At 54.8% G+C, this 24,915-nt stretch carries 24 protein-coding genes; 13 read left to right on the top strand and 11 right to left on the bottom strand.

The window, feature by feature from the left end:
* Nucleotides 1-5 precede the first annotated feature (5 nt).
* From Y017_RS00530 to Y017_RS00510, 5 genes are all read right to left on the bottom strand, one after another.
* Complete coding sequence (locus Y017_RS00530; protein ID WP_035458239.1) at nucleotides 6-1,139, bottom strand: JmjC domain-containing protein; 1,134 nt, start codon at nucleotides 1,137-1,139, stop codon at nucleotides 6-8.
* The gene (gene purB, locus Y017_RS00525; protein ID WP_011588556.1) at nucleotides 1,139-2,509 is read right to left on the bottom strand and encodes an adenylosuccinate lyase; all 1,371 of its coding nucleotides are present in this window, start codon (nucleotides 2,507-2,509) and stop codon (nucleotides 1,139-1,141) included. The genes Y017_RS00530 and purB overlap by 1 nt, the downstream gene beginning before the upstream one ends.
* Before the next feature lie 135 nt (nucleotides 2,510-2,644).
* Nucleotides 2,645-3,286 carry a high frequency lysogenization protein HflD gene (hflD, locus tag Y017_RS00520; protein ID WP_011588557.1) on the bottom strand — a complete coding sequence of 214 codons (642 nt, stop codon included), beginning with the start codon at nucleotides 3,284-3,286 and terminating at the stop codon, nucleotides 2,645-2,647.
* Nucleotides 3,283-4,377: a tRNA 2-thiouridine(34) synthase MnmA gene (mnmA, locus tag Y017_RS00515; RefSeq protein ID WP_011588558.1), complete on the bottom strand. Its 1,095-nt coding sequence runs from the start codon at nucleotides 4,375-4,377 to the stop codon at nucleotides 3,283-3,285. The genes hflD and mnmA overlap by 4 nt, the downstream gene beginning before the upstream one ends.
* Before the next feature lie 6 nt (nucleotides 4,378-4,383).
* On the bottom strand, nucleotides 4,384-4,851 hold the full coding sequence (locus Y017_RS00510) for an NUDIX hydrolase (RefSeq protein WP_011588559.1): 468 nt from the start codon (nucleotides 4,849-4,851) through the stop codon (nucleotides 4,384-4,386).
* Nucleotides 4,852-4,977: 126 nt separating this feature from the next.
* Here Y017_RS00510 and moaC point away from each other — a divergent pair, with 126 nt between their 5' ends.
* The 3 genes from moaC to Y017_RS00495 are packed head-to-tail and all read left to right on the top strand — an operon-like array spanning nucleotide 4,978 to nucleotide 6,159.
* Nucleotides 4,978-5,460 (top strand): cyclic pyranopterin monophosphate synthase MoaC, encoded by a 483-nt coding sequence (gene moaC / locus Y017_RS00505; protein ID WP_011588560.1) that lies wholly within the window; start codon nucleotides 4,978-4,980, stop codon nucleotides 5,458-5,460.
* A 1-nt stretch (nucleotide 5,461) separates the two neighbouring features.
* The gene (gene moaD, locus Y017_RS00500; RefSeq protein WP_011588561.1) at nucleotides 5,462-5,716 is read left to right on the top strand and encodes a molybdopterin converting factor subunit 1; all 255 of its coding nucleotides are present in this window, start codon (nucleotides 5,462-5,464) and stop codon (nucleotides 5,714-5,716) included.
* Between the two features lie 8 nt (nucleotides 5,717-5,724).
* Nucleotides 5,725-6,159 (top strand): molybdenum cofactor biosynthesis protein MoaE, encoded by a 435-nt coding sequence (locus Y017_RS00495; protein WP_011588562.1) that lies wholly within the window; start codon nucleotides 5,725-5,727, stop codon nucleotides 6,157-6,159.
* Here the strand turns inward: Y017_RS00495 and Y017_RS00490 are convergent.
* On the bottom strand, nucleotides 6,092-6,712 hold the full coding sequence (locus Y017_RS00490) for a pseudouridine synthase (RefSeq protein WP_011588563.1): 621 nt from the start codon (nucleotides 6,710-6,712) through the stop codon (nucleotides 6,092-6,094). The genes Y017_RS00495 and Y017_RS00490 overlap by 68 nt on opposite strands.
* Before the next feature lie 221 nt (nucleotides 6,713-6,933).
* Here Y017_RS00490 and Y017_RS00485 point away from each other — a divergent pair, with 221 nt between their 5' ends.
* Together Y017_RS00485 and icd are read left to right on the top strand one after the other, a co-directional pair.
* Entirely contained in the window at nucleotides 6,934-9,156 is a 2,223-nt protein-coding gene (locus Y017_RS00485; RefSeq protein ID WP_011588564.1) for an NADP-dependent isocitrate dehydrogenase, read from the top strand.
* Nucleotides 9,157-9,553: 397 nt separating this feature from the next.
* Nucleotides 9,554-10,816, top strand: coding sequence for an NADP-dependent isocitrate dehydrogenase (icd, locus tag Y017_RS00480; protein WP_035458235.1), 1,263 nt, complete (start codon nucleotides 9,554-9,556; stop codon nucleotides 10,814-10,816).
* 47 nt (nucleotides 10,817-10,863) lie between these two features.
* Here icd and Y017_RS00475 read toward each other — a convergent pair whose 3' ends face one another.
* Nucleotides 10,864-11,118, bottom strand: coding sequence for a cold-shock protein (locus Y017_RS00475; RefSeq protein WP_011588566.1), 255 nt, complete (start codon nucleotides 11,116-11,118; stop codon nucleotides 10,864-10,866).
* Between the two features lie 255 nt (nucleotides 11,119-11,373).
* Here Y017_RS00475 and clpS point away from each other — a divergent pair, with 255 nt between their 5' ends.
* Nucleotides 11,374-11,730 carry an ATP-dependent Clp protease adapter ClpS gene (gene clpS / locus Y017_RS00470; RefSeq protein WP_101234987.1) on the top strand — a complete coding sequence of 119 codons (357 nt, stop codon included), beginning with the start codon at nucleotides 11,374-11,376 and terminating at the stop codon, nucleotides 11,728-11,730.
* A gap of 35 nt (nucleotides 11,731-11,765) precedes the next feature.
* On the top strand, nucleotides 11,766-14,033 hold the full coding sequence (gene clpA / locus Y017_RS00465; protein WP_035458233.1) for an ATP-dependent Clp protease ATP-binding subunit ClpA: 2,268 nt from the start codon (nucleotides 11,766-11,768) through the stop codon (nucleotides 14,031-14,033).
* Between the two features lie 127 nt (nucleotides 14,034-14,160).
* Here clpA and infA read toward each other — a convergent pair whose 3' ends face one another.
* The 4 genes from infA to trxB all read right to left on the bottom strand — a co-directional run bounded on the left by infA (nucleotide 14,161) and on the right by trxB (nucleotide 16,937).
* Nucleotides 14,161-14,379: a translation initiation factor IF-1 gene (infA, locus tag Y017_RS00460; RefSeq protein ID WP_007149029.1), complete on the bottom strand. Its 219-nt coding sequence runs from the start codon at nucleotides 14,377-14,379 to the stop codon at nucleotides 14,161-14,163.
* A 100-nt stretch (nucleotides 14,380-14,479) separates the two neighbouring features.
* Nucleotides 14,480-15,208: an arginyltransferase gene (locus tag Y017_RS00455; protein WP_011588569.1), complete on the bottom strand. Its 729-nt coding sequence runs from the start codon at nucleotides 15,206-15,208 to the stop codon at nucleotides 14,480-14,482.
* Between the two features lie 29 nt (nucleotides 15,209-15,237).
* Nucleotides 15,238-15,966, bottom strand: a complete 729-nt coding sequence (gene aat, locus Y017_RS00450) for a leucyl/phenylalanyl-tRNA--protein transferase (RefSeq protein ID WP_011588570.1) — start codon at nucleotides 15,964-15,966, stop codon at nucleotides 15,238-15,240.
* A 23-nt stretch (nucleotides 15,967-15,989) separates the two neighbouring features.
* Nucleotides 15,990-16,937 carry a thioredoxin-disulfide reductase gene (gene trxB, locus Y017_RS00445; protein WP_011588571.1) on the bottom strand — a complete coding sequence of 316 codons (948 nt, stop codon included), beginning with the start codon at nucleotides 16,935-16,937 and terminating at the stop codon, nucleotides 15,990-15,992.
* Between the two features lie 352 nt (nucleotides 16,938-17,289).
* On the opposite strand from trxB, the gene Y017_RS00440 reads away from it, so the two are divergent.
* The 6 genes from Y017_RS00440 (at nucleotide 17,290) to cysG (ending at nucleotide 24,901) form a co-directional block, all read left to right on the top strand.
* On the top strand, nucleotides 17,290-19,608 hold the full coding sequence (locus Y017_RS00440) for a DNA translocase FtsK (RefSeq protein ID WP_011588572.1): 2,319 nt from the start codon (nucleotides 17,290-17,292) through the stop codon (nucleotides 19,606-19,608).
* A gap of 8 nt (nucleotides 19,609-19,616) precedes the next feature.
* Entirely contained in the window at nucleotides 19,617-20,246 is a 630-nt protein-coding gene (gene lolA, locus Y017_RS00435) for an outer membrane lipoprotein chaperone LolA (protein WP_011588573.1), read from the top strand.
* A gap of 57 nt (nucleotides 20,247-20,303) precedes the next feature.
* Nucleotides 20,304-21,635 carry a replication-associated recombination protein A gene (locus Y017_RS00430; protein ID WP_035458230.1) on the top strand — a complete coding sequence of 444 codons (1,332 nt, stop codon included), beginning with the start codon at nucleotides 20,304-20,306 and terminating at the stop codon, nucleotides 21,633-21,635.
* Complete coding sequence (locus tag Y017_RS00425) at nucleotides 21,635-22,042, top strand: CrcB family protein (RefSeq protein WP_051428667.1); 408 nt, start codon at nucleotides 21,635-21,637, stop codon at nucleotides 22,040-22,042. Before Y017_RS00430 ends, Y017_RS00425 begins: the two co-directional genes overlap by 1 nt.
* A gap of 63 nt (nucleotides 22,043-22,105) precedes the next feature.
* Entirely contained in the window at nucleotides 22,106-23,395 is a 1,290-nt protein-coding gene (gene serS, locus Y017_RS00420) for a serine--tRNA ligase (protein WP_011588576.1), read from the top strand.
* A gap of 120 nt (nucleotides 23,396-23,515) precedes the next feature.
* Nucleotides 23,516-24,901 carry a siroheme synthase CysG gene (cysG, locus tag Y017_RS00415; RefSeq protein WP_035458229.1) on the top strand — a complete coding sequence of 462 codons (1,386 nt, stop codon included), beginning with the start codon at nucleotides 23,516-23,518 and terminating at the stop codon, nucleotides 24,899-24,901.
* The last annotated feature ends 14 nt before the right edge of the window (nucleotides 24,902-24,915 follow it).

Raw genomic sequence — 24,915 nt, 5'->3', positions numbered from 1 at the left:
TCTCGTTATAGTGGGGAAAAGTGGCCCTGTTCAATCCATTCATGAAGCAGTTCTCTCGCGGTGGGCGTCATAACGGCGTCCAACTCGCGTTTCTGGTAGCGTCTTTTACTGGCCAGTAGCTGCACCAGCGGTTGTTGTTGTTCTGTTAGTGTATGAGCCTCTCCGTTTAGCCAAGCAAGTTTGCCCTGCATGAGCAGGCGCACACTGCCGTGGCGCACCAAAGATACGTCACTATCGCGTTCGCGGATATGGTGTTCATCTACCGCAAATTCAAGGCCCTCTAATCGAGGGGTGGAGAGCCAACGATAAATGGCTCGCTCGATAGCCTCGGGGTGCAGAAGGTCCAAAGCTCCACGCACCAGCTGCTGCCGATCTGTGTCGGCCAAGATTGAGGGATCAGTAGTGATTCCTCGGTCCGGGTCAGTAAAGAGTTTGCTGTCGGATTCGGCTAGGCATTCACCGGCGATCTCTGCCATCAGCATTTGGTAATCCGGAGCGCGAAAGCCCACCGACCATGTAATGCAGTCGCTGTCTTCGGCGACCCCGTGATGGGCCACCCCGGGTGGCAGGTAAAGCACATCGCCGGGTTGCGCAATAAACTCTTCACGAACGGGCATTTGCGCCAGCAATTTCAGCTCGTCGGTAGCCTGGCGAGGGCTGCTTTCGTCGCACACGTCGCCGATCTGCCAGCGACGACTGCCGCTTGCCTGGATCAGGAAAACATCATAACGATCAAAATGCGGGCCAACGCTGCCGCCTTTGGCCGCGTAGCTAATCATGATGTCTTCCACCCGCCAGTTTGGCAGAAACGCGAAATCGTCCAGTAGCAGCGAGGTTTCAGTGAGAAAGTGATCCACAGACTGAACGAGCAGTGTCCAATTTTTCTCACCGAGGGTCTCGAAAACATTGTCGTCGAGGGGGCTTTGCAGTACCGACCAAGGGCCGTTGCCTGCACCAGTTATGACCCGGGCTTCGACTGACTCTTCCAAGGCAAGTCCGGCCAAGGTGTTTGCATCCGGCTGATCCAGGCCGCTGGCAGCACCGGGCATGAATAAAGGACGTTTCTGCCAGTGCTCACGCAAAAACGCTGCCGGGGTAAGCGGCAGCGTAAAGGAGGGCAGTTGCGCTGTGGCCGGCATTAGATGCTACGCGCTTGCTGGGCAGCATTGCCCACATAGGTGGCCGGGGTCATGGCTAGCAACAGCTCCTTGGCCTCGTCGGGAATGGCCAGCTCATTAATGAAGGCTGTCAGCGTCTCTTGGTTGATGCCATCCTTGCCGCGGGTTAGCGCCTTGAGTTTTTCGTAGGGCTTCTCGATGCCGTAACGACGCATGACGGTCTGGATAGGCTCTGCTAGAACTTCCCAGGCAGCGTCTAGATCCTCGTCCAGGCGAGCCGGGTTAACCTCCAGTTTGCCAATCCCTTTTAGGCTTGCCTCATAGGCAATCACACTGTGCGCCAAGCCTACGCCAACGTTACGCAGTACGGTGGAGTCGGTCAGGTCGCGCTGCCAGCGGGACATGGGCAATTTGGCGGCTAAATGGTCCATGATGGCGTTGGCCAAGCCCAGGTTGCCCTCGGAGTTCTCGAAGTCGATAGGGTTAACCTTATGCGGCATGGTGGAGGAGCCGACTTCACCTTCCACTGTGCGTTGCTTGAAGTAGCCTAAGGAAATGTAGCCCCACACATCACGGTCGAAGTCCAGCAGAATGGTATTGAAACGCATCAGGGCGTGGAAAAATTCGGCAACGCAGTCGTGGGGTTCGATCTGGGTGGTAAAGGGATTGAAAGTAAGCCCCAGGGCTTCCACAAAGCGACGTGCAAAAGCCTCCCAGTCCACGTCTGGGTAGGCGGACAGGTGAGCATTATAGTTGCCCACGGCGCCGTTGATCTTGCCGAGCAATTCGACGCCAGCAAATTGGTCACGCTGGCGTTGCAGCCGGGCAACCACGTTAGCCATTTCCTTGCCTACGGTGGTAGGGGAAGCTGACTGGCCATGGGTGCGAGATAGCATCGGCTGATCTGCTTGGGCGTGGGCCTGTTTGCGGATAGCGCTAATCACTTGATCCATTTTCGGCAACAGGATTTCACGGGCTTCGCGCAGCATCAGGGAATAAGACAGGTTGTTGATGTCTTCACTGGTGCAGGCGAAGTGCACGAATTCACTCATATTGGCCAGCTCATCGTGCTCGGCCATCTTTTCTTTGATGAAGTACTCTACCGCTTTCACATCATGGTTGGTGGTGGCTTCGATGGCCTTGATGCGCTCGGCATGTTGAGGCTCGAAATCTCGAGTGATACCACGCAGGTTCCAGGCCGCTTGGCCGCTCATCAGGGGAACTTCAGGGATGTTCTTATCGTGGGCCAGCTGTTCCAGCCAGCTGACTTCCACATGGACGCGGAAGCGAATCAGGCCGTATTCACTGGTGGTATTGCGCAGTGCATCGACTTTGCTGGCGTAACGACCGTCTACCGGTGAAATGGCAGTCAAAGAGGTAAGGCTGGACATGTCAGGCTCCCGATTTTCGTCGAAATAGGTACGTACACGTAGAATCCAAAGGCGGCGCAATCATACAGCAAAATTGCGCAAACTGCGCCGTTACGACGATGAGCCGACAATGTTGCTATTATTTACTTTAAAATATTATCGCAAGCCATTGATATCAATTGATTCAATGACGCTAATAAGGCGCTTTCTTTGAAACAGTAAGTGCCAGCGTCGCCCGCCCAGCTGGTGCCAGAGGAAGGCGGCACGCACTCCGGCCAGAAACAGCGCGCGGATGCGTGCGGCCTTGTTGTCGTCTTGCAGGTGGGCCGGCTCGCCCTTTACCTGAATGCGAAACCGGAAAGTACCTAAGGTATCTAGATAAATACCGGCAATTCTGTGGCAAAAGGCATCATCTGAAAATCGATCAAAGTGGGCCTGTTGACCACTCAACGCCAGTAATCGATTACGCAGGATGCTTACGGTGTCTTCATTGTTGCGCAATTTGCCTGCCAGGTGCAGCAGAGCAAGGCCATAGTTGAGCGGCCGCAGATTGGCGCCACGAGAATCCTTACTCAGGCTCCGGCTAAGCAAGCTAACGCCTTCACGAAGCAGGCCTGGCTGGCTGTAAACGCCATCGAAGTTATCCGCATCCAGCTCCATGACGCCAGCAATTAGCGCTTCAAAGGCCTGTGAGTCACAATCACCACGCTGGGCCACATCATCGGCAAGTTGGGCTGCTTCGAACACGGCGGCCAGGGCCAGCAGCTGCTGTTGTTCTGGCGAAAAACGTTCGCTCATGCCGTTTCCTCAATCACCGCGCCGCCCAAACAGACTGGGCCATCGTAGAACACCACGGATTGCCCAGGCGTGACGGCGCGTTGTGGTTCATCGAATGTCACGGTTACGCGGCCTTCGCCGGCATCGCTAACGGTGCAGCCCTGATCGGGCTGGCGGTAGCGGGTTTTGGCGGTGAGCCGGGCCGGCAAGGCCGGCGCTTCCAGTGCGACCCACTGCATTGGCGCACTGTTGAGTACGCGGCTGTAAAGCAGAGGGTGGTCGGTACCTTGTACAGCGATCAATACGTTACGTTCCAGGTCTTTCTTGGCCACATACCAAGGGGCTTCACTGGCGCTGGCCAGCCCACCGATGCCGAGCCCCTGACGCTGGCCCAGCGTGTAATACATCAGGCCGTCATGCTGACCAATCACGTTGCCATGATCGTCTTCAATGGAGCCTGGCTGGGCGGGTAGATACTGCTCCAGGAAATCCTTGAATCGGCGCTCACCGATAAAGCAGATGCCGGTGGAGTCTTTCTTTTTGTGATTATCAAAGCCTTTTTGCTCTGCGATTCGCCGTACTTCAGGTTTTTCCAGGTCGCCTAGCGGGAACAGGGTGCGGTCAAATTTCTGATAATCCACGGCATGCAGGAAGTAAGTCTGATCCTTGTTGGTGTCTACGGCGCGCAGCAGTTTTGCTTTGCCAGTATGGCTTACCTGTGAGTAATGGCCGGTGGCAATGTAATCGGCGCCTAAGGTGATAGCGTGATCCAGAAACGCTTGAAACTTAATTTCCTTGTTGCAGAGGATATCCGGATTAGGCGTGCGCCCAGCCTTATATTCGGCCAGAAAGTGAGCGAACACTCGATCCCAGTATTGCTCTGCGAAGTTGGCAGTATGCAGCTCGATACCCAGTACGCCTGCCACTTGCATGGCGTCGAGTAGGTCTTCGCGTGCGGTGCAGTAATCGGTGCCGTCGTCCTCATTCCAGTTCTTCATGAACAGACCTTCCACCTGATAACCCGCATCGATCAGGCGGGCGGCGGCTACGGAGGAATCCACACCGCCGGACATACCGACGATGACACGGGTGTCTTGGGGAGCCTTAGTCATGGCGAATCATCCTCTCTGCAGAGGCCAGGGGTGCTGATAAATGCTGTCCAGGGGCAATCGGCGGCCGGACAGGTAATCATCCAGGCATTTTTCCACCAGCGCACTGCGATGTTGGTGGCGGCGAGCACGGAACTCATCCGGGCTCAACCACTCGGCTTCCAGAATACCGGTATCGAGTTTCTGTTTCGGGTCGTGGCTGATTGGACGTGCCACGAAGCAGGTGCGGTAATACACGCCGGCTCCCTTGTGCGGCTGAAAGATATACCAGCCGAGCAGGTCGGTGATTTCTACCTGCCACGCGCTTTCTTCCAGCGTCTCACGGTATGCGGCTTGCATTAGGTTCTCACCGAATTCCACATGACCAGCGGGCTGGTTCAGTACTTCCTCGCCCTTGCTCATTTCACGGACAAACAGGAAGCGGCCATCTTGTTCGACTACGCAGGCCACAGTAATGTGCGGCTCAAAGCTGTTCATAGCGTATCCTACCGGGGAAGCGCCGACGGCCCAGGCGGGCTGATGACGGTACTTCATTCAATTCTGGAAAGGCGAGAATGGTAGCGCAGCGGCGCCACAGACAACAGGGCGGAGACACCTCTGAGCATGACTGAACAACGATTTACCCACCTGGACGACAGTGGTCGGGCCCAGATGGTCGATGTGACCGATAAGGATATCACCCAGCGTGCGGCCACCGCGCAAGCGCGGGTGCGGATGCAGCCGAGCACCCTGCAAATGATCTTGGCTGGCGAGCACCCCAAGGGTGATGTGCTTGCTACCGCACGGATTGCGGGCATTCAGGCAGCCAAAAAAACCTGGGACTTGATTCCACTGTGCCACCCGCTGTTACTGACTGGGATCACGGTCACCATTGAGCCAGAGGCCGACGATGCGCTGTGTGTACAGGCGACCTGTAAGCTTAAAGGTACTACCGGCGTGGAAATGGAGGCGCTAACGGCTGCGTCCGTTGCTTGCCTCACGCTGTATGACATGTGTAAGGCGGTGGATCGCTGCATGGTGATTGAATCTGTGTGCCTGCTGGAAAAATCCGGTGGTCGTAGCGGGACGTTCCGGAGGGAAAGATAAAATGATTGAAATTCGTTTCTTTGCCGCTCTGCGTGAGCGGGTCGGCTGTGACAGCCTGACGGTCACTGCGCCGCAAGGCACCGACACGGTGACGGCGCTGGTGGCGTGGCTGGAAGAAGACAATCCGGCGGTAGCCCGGGCGCTGGAGGCTACACCCCATTACATGGTGGCGGTGAATGAGGTGCTGAGCCAAGAACAGACAGCCATCCGTGATGGCGATGTAGTGGCCCTGTTTCCTCCGGTGACCGGAGGGTGAAGGTTTGGGTGGCAGTAACCGGCGCGGCACTTGAGCCGGCGGCACCGACAGACTGGTTGCGCGATCAAGGCCTTAGCGGCGCCGTGGTGCAATTCAACGGACAGGTGCGCGATGAGCAGGGCAGAGTGGAAGCGCTTCACTTAGAGCATTATCCAGGCATGACAGAAACGGTGTTGCGCACCATTGTTGAGCGTGCGGCAGACAAATGGCAACTTAATGGTGTTTGGGTGGTGCACAGAATTGGCACCATGGCGGTGGCTGAAGACATTGTGCAGGTAGCGGTCAGCGCCTCCCATCGCCAGGATGCGTTTGCAGCCTGCGCCTTTATCATGGACCTGCTAAAAACCCGGGCGCCATTCTGGAAGAAAGAACTTATTAACGGCCATTGGGTTTGGGTCCAGGCCCGCCAGAGCGATGCCGAGGCCGCCGATGCTTGGCTGTAGCGGGCTTTGGGGCGTGAACCATCATAGAACGGGACTCCCCTGGCGCCAAATCGGCAAGAGACCAATCACCGATTTGCCAGCGAATCAAGCGAAGGGTGGGGTGGCCGATGGCTGCGGTCATTCGCCGCACCTGACGATTGCGACCTTCGTCTATAGTGAGACTGAGCCAGCTATCCGGTACTGTTTTACGCGACCGGACAGGAGGCGTGCGCGGCCACAAGCAGGGATCATCGATTAAGCTAACCTTGGCTGGCCGGGTAGGCCCATCCTTGAGACGAATGCCTTGGCGTAGTTTTTGCAGTTCCTGTGGCCCGGGCTGGCCCTCCACCTGAACCAAATAGGTTTTGGGAAGCTTGAACCGTGGATCACTGATGCGTGCCTGAAGCGCACCGTCATCGGTCAGCAACAACAGGCCTTCAGAATCCCAGTCCAGTCGGCCGGCCGGATACACTCCCGGTACGCAGACAAACTCGCGCAACGTTCGGCGGCCTTGATCGTCGCTGAACTGTGACAGGACCCGGAAGGGTTTGTTAAGTAATATCAATTGTGCCATAGGCTGTGAGCGTCAATGACCTAAACAGAAGTTGTTACAGGCATAGTTACTGCCGCTTGTCCTAACAAGGCTAAACGGTCAGTGCTATACTCGCCAGCCTATGCAAAATACAGTTTTATTCGGAGGGAACACTGTTGTTTCCTGCCCGCTGATCTGACGGTCAAAAGCCGACTGAAATCAGGCGGAAAGCTCTACCAATACAATTGGGACCTTGTAAATCTATGACCACGCCTAAAATTATTTATACCATGACCGATGAGGCGCCAGCGCTGGCGACCTATTCCTTTTTGCCCATTATCGAGAAATTCACTTCTATCGCTGGTATTGAAGTAGAAAGCAGTGATATCTCCCTCGCAACGCGCATTTTAGCCAGTTTCCCTGAATATTTGTCAGAACAGCAGAAGGTAAAGGATACACTATCTGAACTGAGTGACCTGACCCAGGATCCTGAGGCCAACATTATCAAGCTGCCAAATATCAGCGCCTCCATTCCACAGCTTAGAGAAGCTATCGCTGAATTGAACGAGCATGGCTACGCGGTGCCGGAATATCCTGATGAGCCTCAAAATGAGAAAGAGAAAGATATTCAGGCTAGGTACACCAAAATTCTGGGTTCCGCAGTAAACCCTGTACTTCGTGAAGGCAATTCTGACCGTCGCGCGCCGATTGCGGTAAAAAATTACGCTCGCAAGAACCCGCATAGCATGGGGTATTGGAGTCCTGCTTCACGCACCCATGTTGCACATATGCGCGGGGGCGATTTCTTTTCCCATGAGACCTCGTGCACTATCGACAAGGCCTGCAAGGTACGCATTGAATTTGAGGATTCAAACGGTAATATCACCGTGAAGAAGCCGGATTTGGCGCTCCTCGATGGCGAAGTCATTGATGCCATGTATATGAGCAAAAAAGCACTCTGTGCTTTTTTTGACGAGCAAATCGAAGACGCGAAGAACACGGGGATGTTGTTTTCCCTGCACGTGAAAGCGACCATGATGAAGGTGTCACACCCTATCGTGTTTGGTCATGCTGTGCGTTGTTTCTACCGGGAGTTGTTCGAGAAACACGGTGAGATTCTCGAGAAAATCGGCGCCAACCCTAATAATGGCCTGAGCAACATCTATCAGAAAATTGAAGAGTTGCCGATTTCCCAGCGTTTGGAAATTGAATCCACAATTCGGGCCTGCTATTTGCACCGTCCGGAGTTGGCCATGGTTGATTCAGACCGTGGTATTTCTAATCTTCACGTTCCTTCAGACGTTATTGTGGATGCCTCTATGCCGGCGATGATTCGCCAGGGCGGCAAAATGTACGGTGCTGATGGCAAGCTGAAAGATACCAAAGCGGTGATCCCTGAAAGTACCTACGCGACTATTTATCAAGAAGTAATTAATTTCTGCAAAACCCACGGCGCCTTTGATCCGGTTACCTGTGGCTCCGTGCCTAATGTTGGTTTGATGGCGCAGAAAGCAGAAGAGTACGGCTCTCACGATAAAACGTTCGAAGCCACCGCAGACGGCTCCATGCGTATCGTTCGAGAGGACGGTGAGGTGTTGCTAACCCATAAAGTGGAACAGGGTGATATCTGGCGTATGTGCCAGGCAAAAGACCTGCCAATTCGGGACTGGGTCAAGCTAGCGGTGGTACGTGCACGGCTGAGCAATACCCCGGCCATTTTCTGGTTGGATAAAGAACGGGCCCATGATGCACAGCTGATTCTTAAGGTTAAGGAATACCTGAAAGACCACGATACCGAGGGTCTTGATATCCGGATCATGTCTCCGGTACAGGCTATCCGCTATACCATGGAGCGAATGATCCGTGGCAAGGATACCATTTCAGTAACAGGTAACGTGCTACGTGACTATTTGACGGACTTGTTCCCCATTCTGGAGCTGGGGACTAGTGCCAAGATGTTGTCCATTGTGCCGTTAATGGCGGGGGGCGGCCTCTATGAAACCGGAGCCGGCGGTTCCGCTCCCAAGCATGTACAGCAATTCTTGGAAGAAAATCACCTGCGTTGGGATTCACTGGGTGAATTTCTTGCCCTGTCGGTATCTATTCAAGAGCTCGGCGAAAAATATGGCAACAAAAAAGCCAAGGTGATTGCTGCGGCTCTGGATAAAGCTAATGAGCAGTATCTTGAGCAGAACAAGTCACCCTCACGTAAAGTTGGCCAGCCGGATAATCGGGTAAGTCATTTTTATGTGGCCATGTACTGGGCTCAGGCCTTAGCGGCTCAAGACGATGATGCTGAGTTGAAAGAAAAATTCACAGAAATCGCCTCTTCCCTTAGCCAGAACGAAGAGAAAATCGTTAAAGAAATGGTAGCAGTACAAGGTTCTCCTATTGATATCGGCGGGTACTATAACCCTGATTTCAATAAAGCCTCGCAAGCCATGCGTCCCAGCGGGACCTTTAACCAGATTCTCGAAAAGCTGTAAGGTAAAGCAAGACAGGTCGGCCTGGATCAAACAGGTCGGCTTGTGGCCCGGTGGTAATGCAGAGTAAGCCGACAGCCTGGGGATGAATCTGGCGCTACGGTTCAATTGCTGTGTCTACGGTGCCAGAGGCGCTATTAATAGCCTTTATTATCGGGTGTCTTGCTACCGATCCTATCATTACTTCTCAACGTCTCTCACTCACCCTTTGCCCTTTGCCCTATGGCCCACAAGACTGGCTAGGATATGGCGTGGCTGGATTTTATGCCGTCGACCCATGTTGACGACGGGCATGAGGCGCAGCGCGGTTGTGTCTATTGGCGTCTGCCTTCATCCTTTGGGGCAATGAGATACTCGAAAGAAGCGCCTTATTTCGTTTTATGCAGAGGGAGAAGTATAGATGGGATACCAAAAGATTACGGTTCCGGCAGACGGTGACAAAATCACGGTTAACGCGGACCTGTCCCTGAATGTTCCCAATCATCCGATCATTCCTTATATCGAAGGTGATGGTATTGGTGTTGATATTTCACCCGTAATGATCAAGGTGGTTAACGCCGCAATTGAAAAAGCTTACGGGACAAAGCGTGGCATTACGTGGATGGAAGTTTATGCCGGGGAAAAAGCCACGGTGGTATACGGATCAGATGTTTGGCTACCCGAAGAAACGCTGGAAGCTCTTAGAGAGTTCGCTGTGGGAATCAAAGGGCCGTTGACCACCCCAGTGGGCGGCGGCATTCGCTCTCTCAATGTATCCCTGCGTCAGGAGTTGGATCTTTACACTTGTATGCGCCCGGTGCGCTATTTTGAAGGCGTTCCTAGCCCGGTGACCCACCCCGAGCTCACTGACATGATTATCTTCCGTGAGAACTCTGAAGATATCTACGCAGGGATTGAATGGGCAGCGGATAGCCCGGAAGCGACTAAATTAATCCGTTTTTTACGCGAAGAGATGGGCGTTACCCAAATCCGTTTTCCGGAAGGCTGCGGTATTGGTATCAAGCCAGTATCCCGCGAGGGGACCCAGCGCTTGGTGCGCAAAGCGATTCAGTACGCTATTGATAATGATAAAGATTCCGTCACCTTGGTGCACAAAGGCAACATCATGAAGTATACGGAGGGGGCCTTTAAGGATTGGGGCTACCAGCTTGCCGGTGAACGGTTTGGCGCGCAATTGCTTGACGGTGGCCCCTGGATGACCATGAAGAATCCGCGTACTGGCAAGGAAATCATCATCAAAGATGTAATTGCAGATGCCTTCCTGCAACAGATATTGATGCGCCCGGCGGATTACAGCGTAATCGCAACGCTGAACCTGAACGGCGATTACATTTCTGATGCTCTGGCGGCGGAAGTCGGTGGAATCGGTATTGCGCCGGGTGCCAACATCGGTGGCTCCGTGTCCCTGTTCGAGGCCACTCATGGCACCGCGCCCAAATACGCGGGTCAAGATAAGGTGAACCCGGGCTCGCTCATTCTATCTGCGGAAATGATGTTGCGTCACATGGGCTGGAATGATGCAGCTGACCTAATTATTAATGGTGTGGAAGGGGCAATTGCCGCCAAGACAGTAACCTATGACTTTGAGCGGTTGATGCCGGATGCAACATTGTTACGGTGTTCAGAGTTTGGGGATGCGGTGATTGAACATATGGGCGCCTGAGGCGCCCATATGCATTAATACGAATTCACCCAGCCTGCAGCGCAGCGTCAGGAAGGCGTCGTCTGATCTTCAGTGGCCCCTTCCTCATTGCTGGCCTCTTCGTCGGTGCGCAAGTTAATCGCGTGGTAGCCTTTGTTGGCGGGCTGTACATCATATTCCACTGGTTGCCCGGCTTTCAGGCTCTTGTAGCCATCCATCTGAATGTAGGAATAGTGGACGAACAGGTCTTCGCCCCCTTCATCTGGGCGTACAAAGCCGTAGCCCTTGGCGTTGTTAAACCACTTTACTCGTCCCGTTGCCATGGTCCTTCCCTCTGCCTATCCAATGGCGAATATGTTTATTTTTATCCTCAGGCGGTTTGCTGCGGTAAACTCTACCTAAGTGCATTGTGCAACTTTTAAACATGCACAGCGGGGTGTCAACCCTGTGAAATGATCCCGGTAAATTGATTTACCTCAGGGGATTGAAAAAACACCGACCACCCATCATTTCTTCATTGCCTGCTGACGCCAGCAGGGTTACAACCGTTTTGAGGCTTTATGAATTGGCATCCGGTAATGATTGACGAAACAGGCTCGCTGCGTGGCGGGCCGGCAGATTCCTCCTCAGACCCGGATCGGCACGGTGACCTTGCCGTCGAGGAGGCTAAGCCAAAGCTAAAGCCACCGTCCATGTACAAGGTGTTGATGCTCAATGATGACTACACGCCAATGGATTTTGTGGTAGAGATACTAGAAGACTTCTTCAATTTGGACCGTGAGCAGGCCACCCGTGTCATGCTCACGGTTCACACTGAAGGAAAAGCGGTGTGCGGGGTTTACCCGCAAGACATCGCCGAAACAAAAGCCACGCAAGTGGTGGAATACGCCCGGGAGAATCAGCATCCGTTGATGTGTCAGGTGGAACAGGCCTGACACTCTCCTTGCGGGCCCTGCAGTGAGGTAGCCTTATGCTCAGCAAAGAACTGGAAATGACGCTTAACGAGGCGTTTCGTCACGCACGTGGCCATCGTCATGAATTTATGACAGTGGAGCATTTGCTGCTGGCGTTGCTGGATAACGAGGCGGCCGTCGAGGTCTTGCGCGCCTGCGCCGCAGACCTGGATGAATTGCGTGATGCGTTATCCCAATTTATCGAAGACTCCACACCGTTACTGCCGGATACCGATCCTGAGCGCGACACCCAGCCCACGCTTGGTTTTCAGCGGGTCCTGCAGCGTGCGGTATTCAGTGTGCAGTCGTCAGGCAAGAAAGAAGTGACCGGCGCCAATGTGCTGGTGGCAATCTTCAATGAACAGGAAAGCCAAGCCGTCTATTTCCTCAATTGCCAAGATATTCACCGCTTGGATATCGTCAATTTTATCGCCCATGGCATTTCCCAGATTGAAGATGCGGATCCCTCTATTGAAACCGAAAAGGAAATGGAGGCTGGCCAAGAAAGTGCGGCTTCGGCCAGAGCGCTGGATAACTACGCCACCAATTTGAATGAGCTGGCCCGAGACGACCGCATTGACCCGCTGGTGGGCCGCGCGTTTGAGATTGAGCGAGCGGCGCAGATTCTTTGTCGTCGCCGCAAGAATAACCCCTTGCTGGTAGGCGAGCCCGGGGTGGGCAAAACCGCCATCGCGGAAGGCCTGGCGCGGATGATCGTGGAAGAGCAGGTGCCTGAGCCGCTGCTGGATGCAGTCGTCTACTCGCTGGATCTGGGAGCTCTGCTGGCTGGCACCAAGTACCGTGGGGATTTCGAAAAACGCTTGAAAACCCTGTTGGGCGAGCTGAAGAAAGAGCCTAATTCGATCCTGTTTATCGATGAGATTCACACCATTATTGGTGCCGGTGCCGCCTCCGGCGGGGTCATGGATGCCTCCAACCTATTGAAGCCGCTGTTAGCCTCCGGTGAACTGAAATGCATGGGTTCAACCACCTTCCAGGAATACCGCGGTGTATTCGAGAAGGATCGGGCGCTGTCTCGTCGTTTCCAGAAGATTGATGTGGTTGAGCCGTCTGTTGAAGACACGGTTGGCATCCTAAAAGGGCTGAAGAGCCGTTTTGAAGCCCATCATGATGTCAGCTACACGGACGGAGCCTTGAAAGCGGCGGCGGAGCTGAGCGCCCGTTATATCAATGATCGCTATTTGCCGGATAAGGCCATCGACGTGATCGATGAAGTGGGCGCTTGGCAGAGGCTGCGCCCACAGGACGTGCGCAAACACACTATCGAAGAAACCGATGTGGAAGATATGGTGGCTAAAATTGCCCGTATTCCTCCCAAGCAAGTGTCGTCATCCGACAAGGAGTTGCTGCGCAATCTGGAGCGTGACCTGAAGATGACCGTCTTTGGTCAGGATGAGGCCATTGATACCATTTCGGCAGCCATCAAACTGTCCCGCGCTGGCTTGAAGGGTGAACATAAACCCATCGGTAGCTTCATGTTTGCCGGGCCCACTGGGGTGGGTAAAACGGAAGTAAGCCGGCAACTGGCCCGTGCCTTGGGTGTGGAGCTGGTACGCTTTGATATGTCCGAATATATGGAACGCCATACGGTGAGCCGCCTGATTGGCGCGCCTCCCGGCTACGTGGGCTTTGATCAGGGCGGTTTGCTGACCGAGGCGATCACCAAAACGCCACACTGTGTGTTGCTATTGGATGAAATCGAGAAAGCTCACCCGGAAGTGTTCAATATCCTGCTGCAGGTGATGGACAATGCCACGCTGACCGACAATAACGGCCGCAAGGCGGACTTCCGTAACGTGATCTTGATTATGACCACCAATGCGGGCGCGGAGGTGCTCAACAAGCGCTCTATCGGCTTTACTGAGCAGGACAACAGCACCGATGGCATGGAAATGCTCAAGAAAGTTTTCACACCGGAGTTCCGCAATCGTCTTGATGGCACCATTCAGTTCTTGCCGTTGACCAGCACGGTTATCTTGGGTGTGGTCGATAAGTTCCTGGTGGAATTACAAGCCCAGCTGGATGAGCGCGCAGTGGTATTGAATGTGGATGATGCAGCCCGCACCTGGTTAGCTGAAAAGGGTTACGACAAAGATATGGGGGCACGCCCCATGGCGCGTTTGTTACAGGAAAAAATCAAGAAACCGTTGGCAGAGAAACTGCTGTTCGGTGAATTGGCCGGTGCCGGTGGGCAGGTTAATGTCACTGAGAAAGACGGGGACCTGGTGCTTTCTGTGGAAGCGACCACGGCCGAACCTGCTTAAACAGGAGGGAGCAGGGCGTTTTCTTTGTTAGAGTGCGCGCCCTGTTGCTCTTTATTATCAAACACGAACAAAAAAACCCGGCTATACCGGGTTTTTTTGTTGGTGTATCGGCCGAAGCCGTTCCAGACTATTTCATCCGGAAAGTGATGCGTCCCTTGGTGAGGTCATAGGGAGACATTTCCACTTTTACACGATCCCCTGTGAGGATGCGGATATAAAACTTACGCATCTTCCCGGAGATATGGGCCGTAATTACATGACCGTTGTCCAGCTTCACACGAAACATCGTGTTAGGCAGAGTATCAACGATGACACCTTCAAGTTCGATTTGCTCTTCTTTCGCCATCCAACAATTACCTTGGGTTACCGGCTATTAGCGACGCGCAATTGTGCCGTAAAAGGGCGCTGGCTGCAAAAGAAGTTGGGAAATGGGTGCAAGAATAGGCTCAATCCCCGGAATCATTGGGCTCCGACTGCTCTTTCCAGCTGCCGCTGGCAAGAATCTCCAGGGGTTGGTACTGGTTTTTGTAGCTCATCTTCTGGCATTGGCGAATCCAGTAGCCCAAATACAGGTAAGGAAGCCGCAGTCGCTGACACTGTTCAATCTGCCACAACAAGGCCATAACACCCAGGCTGCGTTCTGGCAGGGTTGGGTCGAAAAATGTGTACACGGCGGATAGGCCGTCATTAAGTTGGTCGGTAACGGCCACAGCCAGCAGCTTTCCCTTCTCGCGAAATCCGTAGAAATGCGTGTCGGCCCATTCGCAGGTAAGAAAATTGGTGAACTGTTCCTCCGAAGGCGGGTACATGTCGCCGTCACCGTGGCGATCGTTGATATAGGCCGCATAAAGGGTGTACAGCTCACGACTGAAGCGAGCAGGCTCGCGGTGCACGGTCAGATCCGCATTGTGTTTGAGGATACGACGGTGACGGCGGCGGGGGAGGAAGTCATCCACCCGCACTCGGGCTGGAATACAGGCATTACAACTGTCGCAATGGGGGCGGTACAGGTAGTCACCGCTGCGACGAAATCCCAGCAGGCTCAGTTCGCTATAAAGCTCCGGTGATAGCGCCGCCTGGGGGTCCACAAACAGAGTAGACGCCTGGCGGTCTTCTAGGTAACTGCAGCCATGGGCTGGGGTGCGAAAAAAGCGCAGTGTGGATAAGTCAGTCATGGTGCTAAGTGTAGCTTAGCTGCGGGGCGCTAAAAAGCCTGATGCGCAGCCTGTAGGTCTGGCCAGTCAAAGCGGTCGCCGGGCCAGTGGCTAGGTGCCGGCTGGCTGGGAATCCAGCGTTGAAGATGGGCTTCGAAGGCGCTTCTTGGCATCATCTCGGCACCCATGGACATGAGATGTGGATTCTCGATTTGCGCATCAAGCAGCTGGATATCCAGTTTCCGGGCGAAATTGCGTAACGCCACCAGCGCAACCTTGGAGCCGTTGCGCTGCGGTGATGCCATGGATTCACCAAAAAACATCTGCCCCAACTGGATGCCATAGAGACACCCGGCCAGCGCACCGTTCTGCCAGATTTCCACACTATGGGCATAGCCGAGCTCATGTAATCGGCAGTAGGCTGCTAGCATGTCTTCGCTTATCCAGGTGCCGGCTTCGTCTTGCCGTGGGGCGGCACAGGTGCGCATCACTGTTTCAAAGGCACGATCGAAGGTCACGGTGAAATCAGCACGGCGCAGATGGCGTGCCAAGCTGCGACTGACATGCAGTTGTTCCAGTTGGATTACGCAGCGCGGGGCGGGGCTCCACCAAAGTATCGGCTGAGATTCAGCGTCATACCAAGGGAAGATGCCGGTCGAGTAAGCCCTTAGAAGAGTATCAGGGCTAAGGTCCGACCCAGCAGCCAGTAGGCCGTCTGGGTCGGTGAGGGCGAGCCGGGTATCAGGGAAGGGTTCTCCAGGTTCCAGCCATGGCACCATAATCGCGGCCCTCGTTTGCGGGACTAGTTTTTCAGGTGGTCCAGGAAGCGTTCAGCATCCAGGGCGGCCATACAGCCTGCCCCCGCGGAGGTGACTGCTTGGCGGTAGATATGGTCAGCCACGTCTCCAGCAGCAAACACCCCTTCTACACTAGTGGCGGTGGCATTGCCTTCGGTGCCGCTAGCGATCTTGATGTAGCCGTCTTTCATTTCCAGCTGGCCGGTAAAAATATCCGTGTTGGGTTTGTGCCCGATGGCAATAAAGACCCCTTGCAGATCCAGATCTTTGCTGCCTTCGCCTTTCGTGGATCTGATGCGCATGCCGGTGACGCCGCTGTCATCACCCAGTACTTCTTCCAGAGTGTGGTCCCATTCAACGGAGATGTTGTCCTTGGCGAGCAGCTTGTCCTGGAGGATTTTTTCGGCGCGTAGGCTGTCGCGGCGATGTACAAGCGTTACATGCTCAGCAATGTGAGAAAGGTACAGCGCTTCTTCAACGGCAGTGTTGCCGCCGCCGACCACGGCCACTTTTTGGCCCTTGTAGAAGAAACCGTCACAGGTGGCGCAGGCGGAAACCCCTTTACCCATGAATGCTGCCTCTGATTCCAGCCCCAGGTACATGGCTGTAGCACCGGTGGCGATGATCAGGGCGTCACAGGTGTAAGTGCCGTTGTCGCCTTTAAGAACGACAGGACGCTGTTTGAGGTCCACCTCATTGATATGGTCGTATACCATTTGCGTATCAAATCGCTCGGCGTGTTGCTGCATGCGCACCATAAGGTCTGGTCCCTGCAGTCCTTCCACATCACCGGGCCAGTTATCCACTTCAGTCGTCGTGGTGAGCTGGCCACCGGGCTGGATCCCAGTAATCACTACCGGCTTTAGGTTGGCTCGGGCAGCGTAGACAGCCGCAGTGTAACCCGCCGGTCCTGAGCCCAGAATAATCAGCCGATGGTGCTGCACGTCGCTCATGTGTTACTCCAGTAGATACGTAGATGGTTGCAGGAAGTCAGTCATGCCATGGAAGGCTGACTTAGCTATGCCAACAGTGGGGGCAAACCCTGCACGTTCAAGGCAGAGAAAAGTACCGGAAAACGCCGGTCCCGTGAAGCCTGATCATGGGCTATCAGCGCAATAGGGAGAATGACGGCCAGGGGCGCGCCGCCGCAGAGCATATGGAATGTGTGCAATAATGCGATGCGCTTGGGCGCACAGGGAGGGTCAAAGCTGGCTGCTCCCATCGCGATTGACTACAATCGCAATAATTTCAATTCGTTATCAGCTATTCTTTATCTCATAGTTTGACTTTATCGAGGGGCAAGGCGTGAGCAAAACGGTTTCCGGGCAAGGACAGTCCGGGTTTTCCCGCCATCTTAAGCGCGGTTTGGTGGAAGGTATGGTGATCGCATTGATCGCCTTTTCCCTTTACCTGCTGTTGGCGTTGATCAGTTTCGATAGCCGTGATCCCGGTTGGACTTTTGTGGGCAATGTGGATGCCGTGCGCAACGCCGCAGGCCGTGCAGGGGCGTTCAGTGCTGATCTGTTGCTGGGATTGTTCGGCTACATGGCATACCTCTTCCCCGTCTTGGTGGGCTTCTGGGCCGGTAAGGTATTGCGTGAACGCCATGCGGGTCTACCAGGCAGTTGGCCATTGTTCAGTTTGCGGCTGGTTGGATTCATTCTCACTATGCTCGCTGGAACAGCCTTGTCCTACATGCATTTCACGGTGGGAGAGAGTTTGCCTGAAGGGGCGGGGGGCATTCTTGGCCATCAAGTCGGGGCTGCGTCTTTGGCAGGGTTTAACCCGCTGGGCGGCACCCTGATTATGGTGGCGTTGTTTCTGATCGGGGTAACGATATTTACCGACTTGTCCTGGATTGCACTGGCCGAAGGGCTCGGTGCTTTAGTGTTAGGGGCTATTGAGAAAGTGCCTGCTTGGTGGCTGGCCCGCAAACGGCAGCGCGAAGAGCAACGACAGAAAAAAGATGCTCACGAAAAGCGGGCCAAGGTGATCAGCGAAGCGAAAAAGAAAGCGGAAAGTCGCACCCCGCCAAAAATCGCCAAGCCGGCCAAGCCGGTGGAAAAGAGTGCACGAGTACAGCAAGAGAAGCAGCAGAAGCTGTTCACCACGGAAGTCACCGGTGAGCTGCCACCAATTGCTTTGCTGGATCCGGTAGAAGAGAGCAAGGGCGGTTATTCCGACGATGCCCTGGAAGGCATGTCACGTCTGCTGGAAATCAAGCTCAAGGATTTCAACATCGATGCGCAAGTGGTGGCGGTCCAGCCTGGCCCGGTAATTACCCGTTTCGAAATTCAGCCTGCGCCAGGAATTAAGGTCTCCAAAATCACTAATTTGGCCAAGGATCTGGCTCGCTCGCTGGCAGTCATCAGTGTGCGAGTGGTGGAAGTGATCCCCGGTAAAACCACAGTGGGAATCGAGATTCCCAACGAGCAGCGGGAAATGATCCGCTTTACCGAAGTGGTCGGCACACAGATGTTTGACCAAGCCCCGTCCCCTTTGACCATGGCCTTGGGCAAGGACATTTCCGGTGGCCCGGTAATGGCCGATCTGGCAAAAATGCCCCACTTGCTGGTAGCAGGCACCACCGGGTCCGGTAAATCCGTGGGCGTGAACGCCATGTTGCTGTCCATGCTGTTCAAATCCAGCCCGGACGATGTTCGGCTGATTCTGATTGATCCGAAGATGCTGGAACTGGCGGTTTATGACGGGATTCCTCACTTGCTGACGCCGGTGGTGACTGACATGAAAGAGGCGGCCGGTGCGCTGCGCTGGGGTGTGGGTGAAATGGAGCGCCGTTACCGGCTGATGGCGTCCATGGGCGTGCGTAACATTTCCGGCTATAACCGCAAGGTCGAAGAGGCCAAGAAGAAGGGCGAGCCGCTGAAGGACCCGCTGTGGAAGCCTGACGACCCAATGAACCTGGACGAAGAAGCACCGTTAGCGGAGCATCTGCCCTATATCGTCATCGTGATTGACGAATTCGCTGACATGATGATGATTGTCGGCAAGAAGGTGGAGGAGCTGATCGCCCGGATCGCGCAGAAAGCCCGTGCTGCTGGCATCCACCTGATTCTCGCCACTCAGCGCCCGTCCGTGGATGTGATCACCGGCCTGATCAAGGCTAACGTGCCATCACGGATTGGTTTCCAAGTGTCATCAAAGATCGATTCGCGCACGGTGCTAGACCAAGGCGGAGCAGAGCAGCTGCTTGGCCATGGTGACATGCTTTATTTGCCCGGCGGCACCAGTGTTCCGGAACGTGTTCACGGCGCCTTTGTCTCAGATGAAGAGGTGCACCGGGTTTGTGACGATTGGCGTAAACGCGGTAAGCCTAACTATCTGGAAGAAATCCTGGAGGGTGGCAGTGACCTTAACGCGCCGATGCCCGGTATGGAGAGCGCCGGTGAAGGTAGCGATGACGAAAATGATCCGCTATATGATGATGCCGTGGCTATTGTCACCGAATCCCGGCGAGCGTCGATTTCATCGGTGCAACGAAAACTAAAAATTGGCTACAACCGAGCGGCCCGTTTAGTGGAAGCCATGGAAATGGCTGGGGTAGTCACAGAGGCCGGTAACAATGGCCAGCGTGAAGTGATCGCGCCACCGCCGGTCAAATAGGAGTTTGAATGAAAAAGTTGCTGTTAACCTTGGCTATGGTCCCCGCCGTGTTATTTTCGCCCACCGCATGGGGCGATGCCACGGACGATTTGTTAGGCCGTTTGCAAACGCTTGAATCCATGAAAGGCGGGTTTGAGCAGGTAGTGCTGGACCAGAGCGGAACGCACATGCAGGAAGCTTTGGGCAAGTTTCAAGTAGCACGAGGTAACCGTTTTTACTGGCTGACCGAAACACCCTATGAGCAGATGGCGGCCTCGGACGGCACTACCGTCTGGGTGTACGATAAGGACCTAGAGCAAGTGGTAGTGCGGCCGCTGAGTCAGGATCTGGGACAGACTCCGGCGCTACTGTTTGGCGGCAAACCTGCGGATGTGGCCAAGGCTTTTACCATCTCTGAGCGCGACAATCGTGGGGCTGAAGTAACCTACCGATTGACTCCGAAAGGCCAGGACCCGCTATTCGATCAACTGGACGTCACCTTCAAGGGGGGGCAGCCAGCGTCCATGCGCCTTCAGGATGCATTGGGCCAGCAGACTGTGATTGATTTCATCGGCTTAACCCTAAATGACGGTATTGATAGCAGTTTGTTCCACTTCGATCCGCCGGAAGGCACGGATGTCATTCAGCAACAACAGTAATGGCGGGTAACGGCCGGGGCACCCGGTCGTTGTCTAGTCACCAGTAGGCGTTTTTCCATGAGCGATCTTTTTGCCCTTGATGCTGCCCAACAGGCTCAGCCCCTGGCGGCTCGCCTGCGGCCGACTCGCTTGGACGACTATGTAGGTCAGCAGCACCTGGTGGGTGAAGGCAAGCCATTGCGCCAGGCGCTGGACCGGGGCCAGCTACATTCGATGATTTTGTGGGGCCCGCCGGGGACGGGTAAAACCACCCTGGCATTAATCATGGCGCAAACCGTGGATGCTGCCTTCATCACCTTGTCTGCGGTGTTGTCCGGGGTAAAAGATATTCGTGCGGCGGTGGAGCAAGCTCAGATTCGACTGGGCCAGGGGCGGCGCACGGTCTTGTTTGTGGATGAAGTTCATCGTTTCAACAAGGCCCAGCAGGATGCGTTTTTACCCCATGTGGAAGAGGGCACCATCACCTTCATCGGCGCTACTACCGAAAACCCTTCGTTCGAGCTTAATAACGCATTGTTATCGCGAGCACGGGTTTACCGGCTCCGCGCGCTGGCGCCGGAAGATCTGAGTGGGTTGCTTGTCCGTGCGCTGCATGATCCAGCACTTAATGGCATGCAGCTAGATGCACAAGCGACCGAGCTGTTGCTCAACTATGCCGATGGCGATGCCCGGCGGTTGCTGAACATGCTTGAAGTGGCTGCAGACCTGGCTGATGTGGACGTGCCAAATATCGACGCGGACCTGATGCGTGAAGTGCTTCGTGATGCCGTTCGCCGGTTCGACAAAGGCGGCGACCTATTTTATGACCAAATCAGCGCCATGCATAAATCCGTCCGCGGTTCCGACCCGGATGCGGCCCTATACTGGTTCGCTCGTATGCTCGATGGCGGCTGCGACCCGCTCTACATTGCTCGCCGCGTGGTACGTATGGCCAGTGAAGACATTGGCAATGCGGACCCGCGGGCATTGACGCTGTGCCTGCAAGCCTGGGATGTGCAGGAGCGGTTAGGCAGCCCGGAAGGCGAGTTGACCATCGCCCAGGCTATTGCATATCTGGCTGTCGCGCCGAAAAGCAATGCGGTGTATAACGCCTATAATCAGGCTCGGGCGCTGGTCCGGCAGCAACCCACCGATGAGGTGCCTTTGCACCTACGCAATGCACCCACTCAGCTTATGAAAGACGAAGGCTTTGGCGCCGAGTATCATTACGCCCATGATTTTCCGGACGCTTTTGTGCCTGGGGAAAATTACTTCCCGGCCAGCCTTCAAGACACACGGCTGTATGAACCGGTGAATCGTGGGCTTGAGATCAAAGTGGCAGAAAAGCTGGCCCGCCTACGAGAATTAAACGCCAGCAGTGACTGGACCCGCTACGGGAAGCGCAAATAATGTCGTTATCAGCGATTACCGAAGGCGGCATGCTGCCGTGGATAGCGGTAGCCATCGGTGGCGCCGTTGGCGCCTGCCTGCGTTTCGCCACCAGCTTATGGCTTGGCGTTCCGTCTATGCCCTCGTGGCCTTGGGCCACTTTCGGAGTGAACTTGGCAGGCAGTTTCCTGTTCGGCCTGCTGGCTATCATGTTGGCTAGCCTGCCAGTGGGAGATGTGTGGCGGCTGGCATTGATGACCGGCATGCTCGGCGCACTGACCACCTTTTCTACGTTTTCGTTTGAATTAGTGCGGATGGTGGAAGCGCGGGCCTTTATACTTGCCGCCGGTTACGCGGTGGGGTCTGTTGGGGCCTGTTTGTTGTTGGGCATAGCGGGCCTAGCATTGGGTCGACTGTTTTTTGAATAACATGGGGAAGCTGAAAGTTTAAACTTTCAACTCAGCCTTTTCTGATTTTGGAGTAAGAAATACATGCTGGATATTCGTGCCTTGCGGCAGGACGGTGAAGCGATCAAGGCGGCGTTGAGCAAACGCGGCTACACCCTGGACCTGGAGGAATTTGCCGCCTTGGATGCCAAGCGCAAGCAAGCAGATATGCGCTCCCAGGAATTACAGGCGGATCGCAAGAAAGCTTCCAAGCAGGTGGGCGAGTTGATTAAGTCCGGTATGGCGGTGGATGAGGCTAAGGCACAGGTGGCCGACGCCCTGCAGACCATTGATACAGAACTGGATAAGGAAGTGGCCAGTGCCAAGGCGATTCAGGACGAAATTCGTGAATACCTGATGGGCATTCCCAACGTCCCGCAAGAAGCCGTACCTGCAGGCAATGATGAAGACGACAATGTGGAAGTGCGCCGCTGGGGCACACCGAAAACACTGCCGTTTGAGCCGAAGGACCATGTGGATATTGGTGAAGCGCTGGAGGGCGGGCTCGATTTTGAACGCGCGGCTAAGCTTTCCGGTGCACGTTTTGCAGTGATGAGCGGTGGCCTAGCCCGCATGCACCGGGCGCTGATTGATTTTATGCTGGATATACACAGCGACGAGCATGGCTATCAGGAAGTGTACGTGCCTTTCCTAGTGGGGCCGGAAGCGCTACGAGGAACTGGCCAGCTACCCAAGTTCGCTGAAGACCTGTTTAAAATAGAAGGTGAGCGTGAACTCTATTTGATTCCCACCGCTGAAGTGCCGGTGACTAATCTGGCCGCGGATGAAATTCTCGAAGCGAACACCATGCCCCGTCGTTATACCTGTCATACACCGTGTTTTCGTTCTGAAGCGGGCAGCCACGGTAGAGATACCCGCGGTATGATTCGCCAGCATCAGTTCGAAAAAGTGGAGCTGGTGCAGATGGTTCGCCCTGAAGAGTCCGATGCGGCGCTGGAGGCACTGACCGGCCATGCGGAAGCCATTTTACAGAAACTGGATTTGCCATATCGAGTGGTGATTCTTTGTGGCGGTGATTTGGGCTTTTCGTCTTCCAAAACCTATGACATCGAAGTCTGGCTTCCCAGCCAGCAGTGCTATCGGGAAATTTCTTCCTGTTCCAACTTCCGTGATTATCAATCACGTCGCATGCAGGCTCGCTGGCGCAACCCGGAAACCGGTAAACCCGAATTGGTACATACCTTGAATGGGTCTGCTCTGGCAGTAGGGCGTACTTTAGTAGCGATACTGGAGAATTATCAGAACGATGATGGTTCAGTAACTGTTCCTGAGGCACTGCGTCCCTACATGAGAGGTCTGGAACGCCTGAAATAGTGTTGCTCAGGCACAAACGACGACCATTGCGTTCGTCGCATGGCATGCCTTTAACACAGGCTTGCCGCTGTTTGTGTCAGGCATCATTCACTCAGCGTCTGGCGTTTACTGGGAGCAAGCATGGAATTTCTACCGATCAGCTGGCGTTTACAAGGCAAGGTGGCTTTGTTGGCCGGCGGCGGCGAAGTGGCGTTGCGCAAGGGGCGCCTTCTGCACCGATCAGGTGCGATTTTGACTGTAGTTGCCCCGCAAGTATGCGATGAGCTGCGCGATATTGTGGTGCGTAGCGGCGGTTCCTGCGTGGTCAGGGCGTTTGAAAGCGCAGATCTGGACGGGGTCGCTCTGGTTATTTGTGCCACCGATGATCGCAGTACCAATGCTGAGATAGCAAAACAGGCTCAGCAACGGGGTTTGCCCGTGAATGTGGTCGACGATCCTTCGCTGGGTGATTTCATCTTTCCGGCCATTGTCGACCGTTCCCCGGTGTTAATCAGTATCAGCTCCTCCGGTGCTTCGCCAGTGCTGGCCAGGAAACTAAGAGCCCAGCTGGAATCCACTTTGCCGGCGCGCTGGGGAAGACTGGCTGACCTGATGGCGCGTTTCCGTCAGCCCTTGAAAGACAAGCTCAGTAACATCGGTGCCCGGCGTTTATTCTGGGAGGAAACACTGGATAGCCCAGTCGTGGAAAAAGTGCTGGCCGGCAAGGACAGTGAGGCAGAAGCCATGCTCGCCGCTGCGATCGAATCTGCCGACGCAACAACCCTTAGCCGAGGCGAAGTGTATCTGGTGGGTGCTGGCCCTGGGGATCCGGACTTGCTCACGTTCCGAGCGCTGCGTTTGCTGCAAAAAGCCGATGTGGTGCTCTACGATCGCCTGGTCGGCAAGGGTATTGTAGATCTGGCCCGTCGCGATGCGGAGCTGGTGTATGTGGGTAAAGCCCGTGACAAGCACGCGCTGCCCCAGGACAACATCAACGAGTTGCTGGTTCATTACGCTAAACAAGGCAAGAAGGTTTGCCGGTTGAAAGGCGGGGATCCTTTTATCTTTGGCCGTGGCGGTGAAGAAATTGACCTGATTGTGGCGGAAGGTATCGATTTTCAGGTGGTGCCAGGCATTACTGCGGCCAGCGGCTGCGCTTCCTATGCGGGTATTCCACTAACCCATCGTGACCATGCTCAATCCGTGCGATTCGTCACCGGGCATCGTAAAGATGGCTCGGTGGATCTGGATTGGAAACATTTAGTCAGCGAAACTGAGACAGTGGTATTTTATATGGGGTTGGTGGGCTTGCGAGAAATCTGCAGCCAGCTGATCGCCCACGGCCGTGGGGGCGACACACCCATCGCGCTGGTGTCACGAGGCACGACTAACCTTCAGGAGGTGATTACCGGCAGGCTAGATCAGCTACCTGACGATATCGAAGGCCGTGAAATTCACGCCCCCACCCTGATAATTGTTGGCAGCGTGGTCAGCCTGCATCCTAAATTTGGTTGGTTCAAACCCTGATCGCTTCAATACCG

The organism is Alcanivorax sp. 97CO-5, from assembly GCF_000524665.1.
GTDB classification, from domain to species: Bacteria; Pseudomonadota; Gammaproteobacteria; order Pseudomonadales; family Alcanivoracaceae; genus Alcanivorax; species Alcanivorax borkumensis.
This window is presented reverse-complemented; position numbering and strand designations above follow the sequence as displayed.

Excerpts from the sequence above, each read along its gene's own strand:
- clpA (WP_035458233.1), top strand. The coding sequence starts at position 11,766 with ATGCTCAGCAAAGAACTGGAAATGACGCTTAACGAGGCGTTTCGTCAC.
- lolA (WP_011588573.1), top strand. The coding sequence starts at position 19,617 with ATGAAAAAGTTGCTGTTAACCTTGGCTATGGTCCCCGCCGTGTTATTT.
- moaD (WP_011588561.1), top strand. The coding sequence starts at position 5,462 with ATGATTGAAATTCGTTTCTTTGCCGCTCTGCGTGAGCGGGTCGGCTGT.
- Y017_RS00425 (WP_051428667.1), top strand. The coding sequence starts at position 21,635 with ATGTCGTTATCAGCGATTACCGAAGGCGGCATGCTGCCGTGGATAGCG.
- aat (WP_011588570.1), bottom strand. The coding sequence starts at position 15,966 with ATGGTGCCATGGCTGGAACCTGGAGAACCCTTCCCTGATACCCGGCTC.
- Y017_RS00530 (WP_035458239.1), bottom strand. The coding sequence starts at position 1,139 with ATGCCGGCCACAGCGCAACTGCCCTCCTTTACGCTGCCGCTTACCCCG.
- Y017_RS00510 (WP_011588559.1), bottom strand. The coding sequence starts at position 4,851 with ATGAACAGCTTTGAGCCGCACATTACTGTGGCCTGCGTAGTCGAACAA.
- Y017_RS00430 (WP_035458230.1), top strand. The coding sequence starts at position 20,304 with ATGAGCGATCTTTTTGCCCTTGATGCTGCCCAACAGGCTCAGCCCCTG.
- infA (WP_007149029.1), bottom strand. The coding sequence starts at position 14,379 with ATGGCGAAAGAAGAGCAAATCGAACTTGAAGGTGTCATCGTTGATACT.
- Y017_RS00490 (WP_011588563.1), bottom strand. The coding sequence starts at position 6,712 with ATGGCACAATTGATATTACTTAACAAACCCTTCCGGGTCCTGTCACAG.
- hflD (WP_011588557.1), bottom strand. The coding sequence starts at position 3,286 with ATGAGCGAACGTTTTTCGCCAGAACAACAGCAGCTGCTGGCCCTGGCC.
- Y017_RS00455 (WP_011588569.1), bottom strand. The coding sequence starts at position 15,208 with ATGACTGACTTATCCACACTGCGCTTTTTTCGCACCCCAGCCCATGGC.
- serS (WP_011588576.1), top strand. The coding sequence starts at position 22,106 with ATGCTGGATATTCGTGCCTTGCGGCAGGACGGTGAAGCGATCAAGGCG.
- icd (WP_035458235.1), top strand. The coding sequence starts at position 9,554 with ATGGGATACCAAAAGATTACGGTTCCGGCAGACGGTGACAAAATCACG.
- Y017_RS00485 (WP_011588564.1), top strand. The coding sequence starts at position 6,934 with ATGACCACGCCTAAAATTATTTATACCATGACCGATGAGGCGCCAGCG.
- cysG (WP_035458229.1), top strand. The coding sequence starts at position 23,516 with ATGGAATTTCTACCGATCAGCTGGCGTTTACAAGGCAAGGTGGCTTTG.
- clpS (WP_101234987.1), top strand. The coding sequence starts at position 11,374 with ATGATTGACGAAACAGGCTCGCTGCGTGGCGGGCCGGCAGATTCCTCC.
- trxB (WP_011588571.1), bottom strand. The coding sequence starts at position 16,937 with ATGAGCGACGTGCAGCACCATCGGCTGATTATTCTGGGCTCAGGACCG.
- purB (WP_011588556.1), bottom strand. The coding sequence starts at position 2,509 with ATGTCCAGCCTTACCTCTTTGACTGCCATTTCACCGGTAGACGGTCGT.
- moaC (WP_011588560.1), top strand. The coding sequence starts at position 4,978 with ATGACTGAACAACGATTTACCCACCTGGACGACAGTGGTCGGGCCCAG.
- mnmA (WP_011588558.1), bottom strand. The coding sequence starts at position 4,377 with ATGACTAAGGCTCCCCAAGACACCCGTGTCATCGTCGGTATGTCCGGC.
- Y017_RS00475 (WP_011588566.1), bottom strand. The coding sequence starts at position 11,118 with ATGGCAACGGGACGAGTAAAGTGGTTTAACAACGCCAAGGGCTACGGC.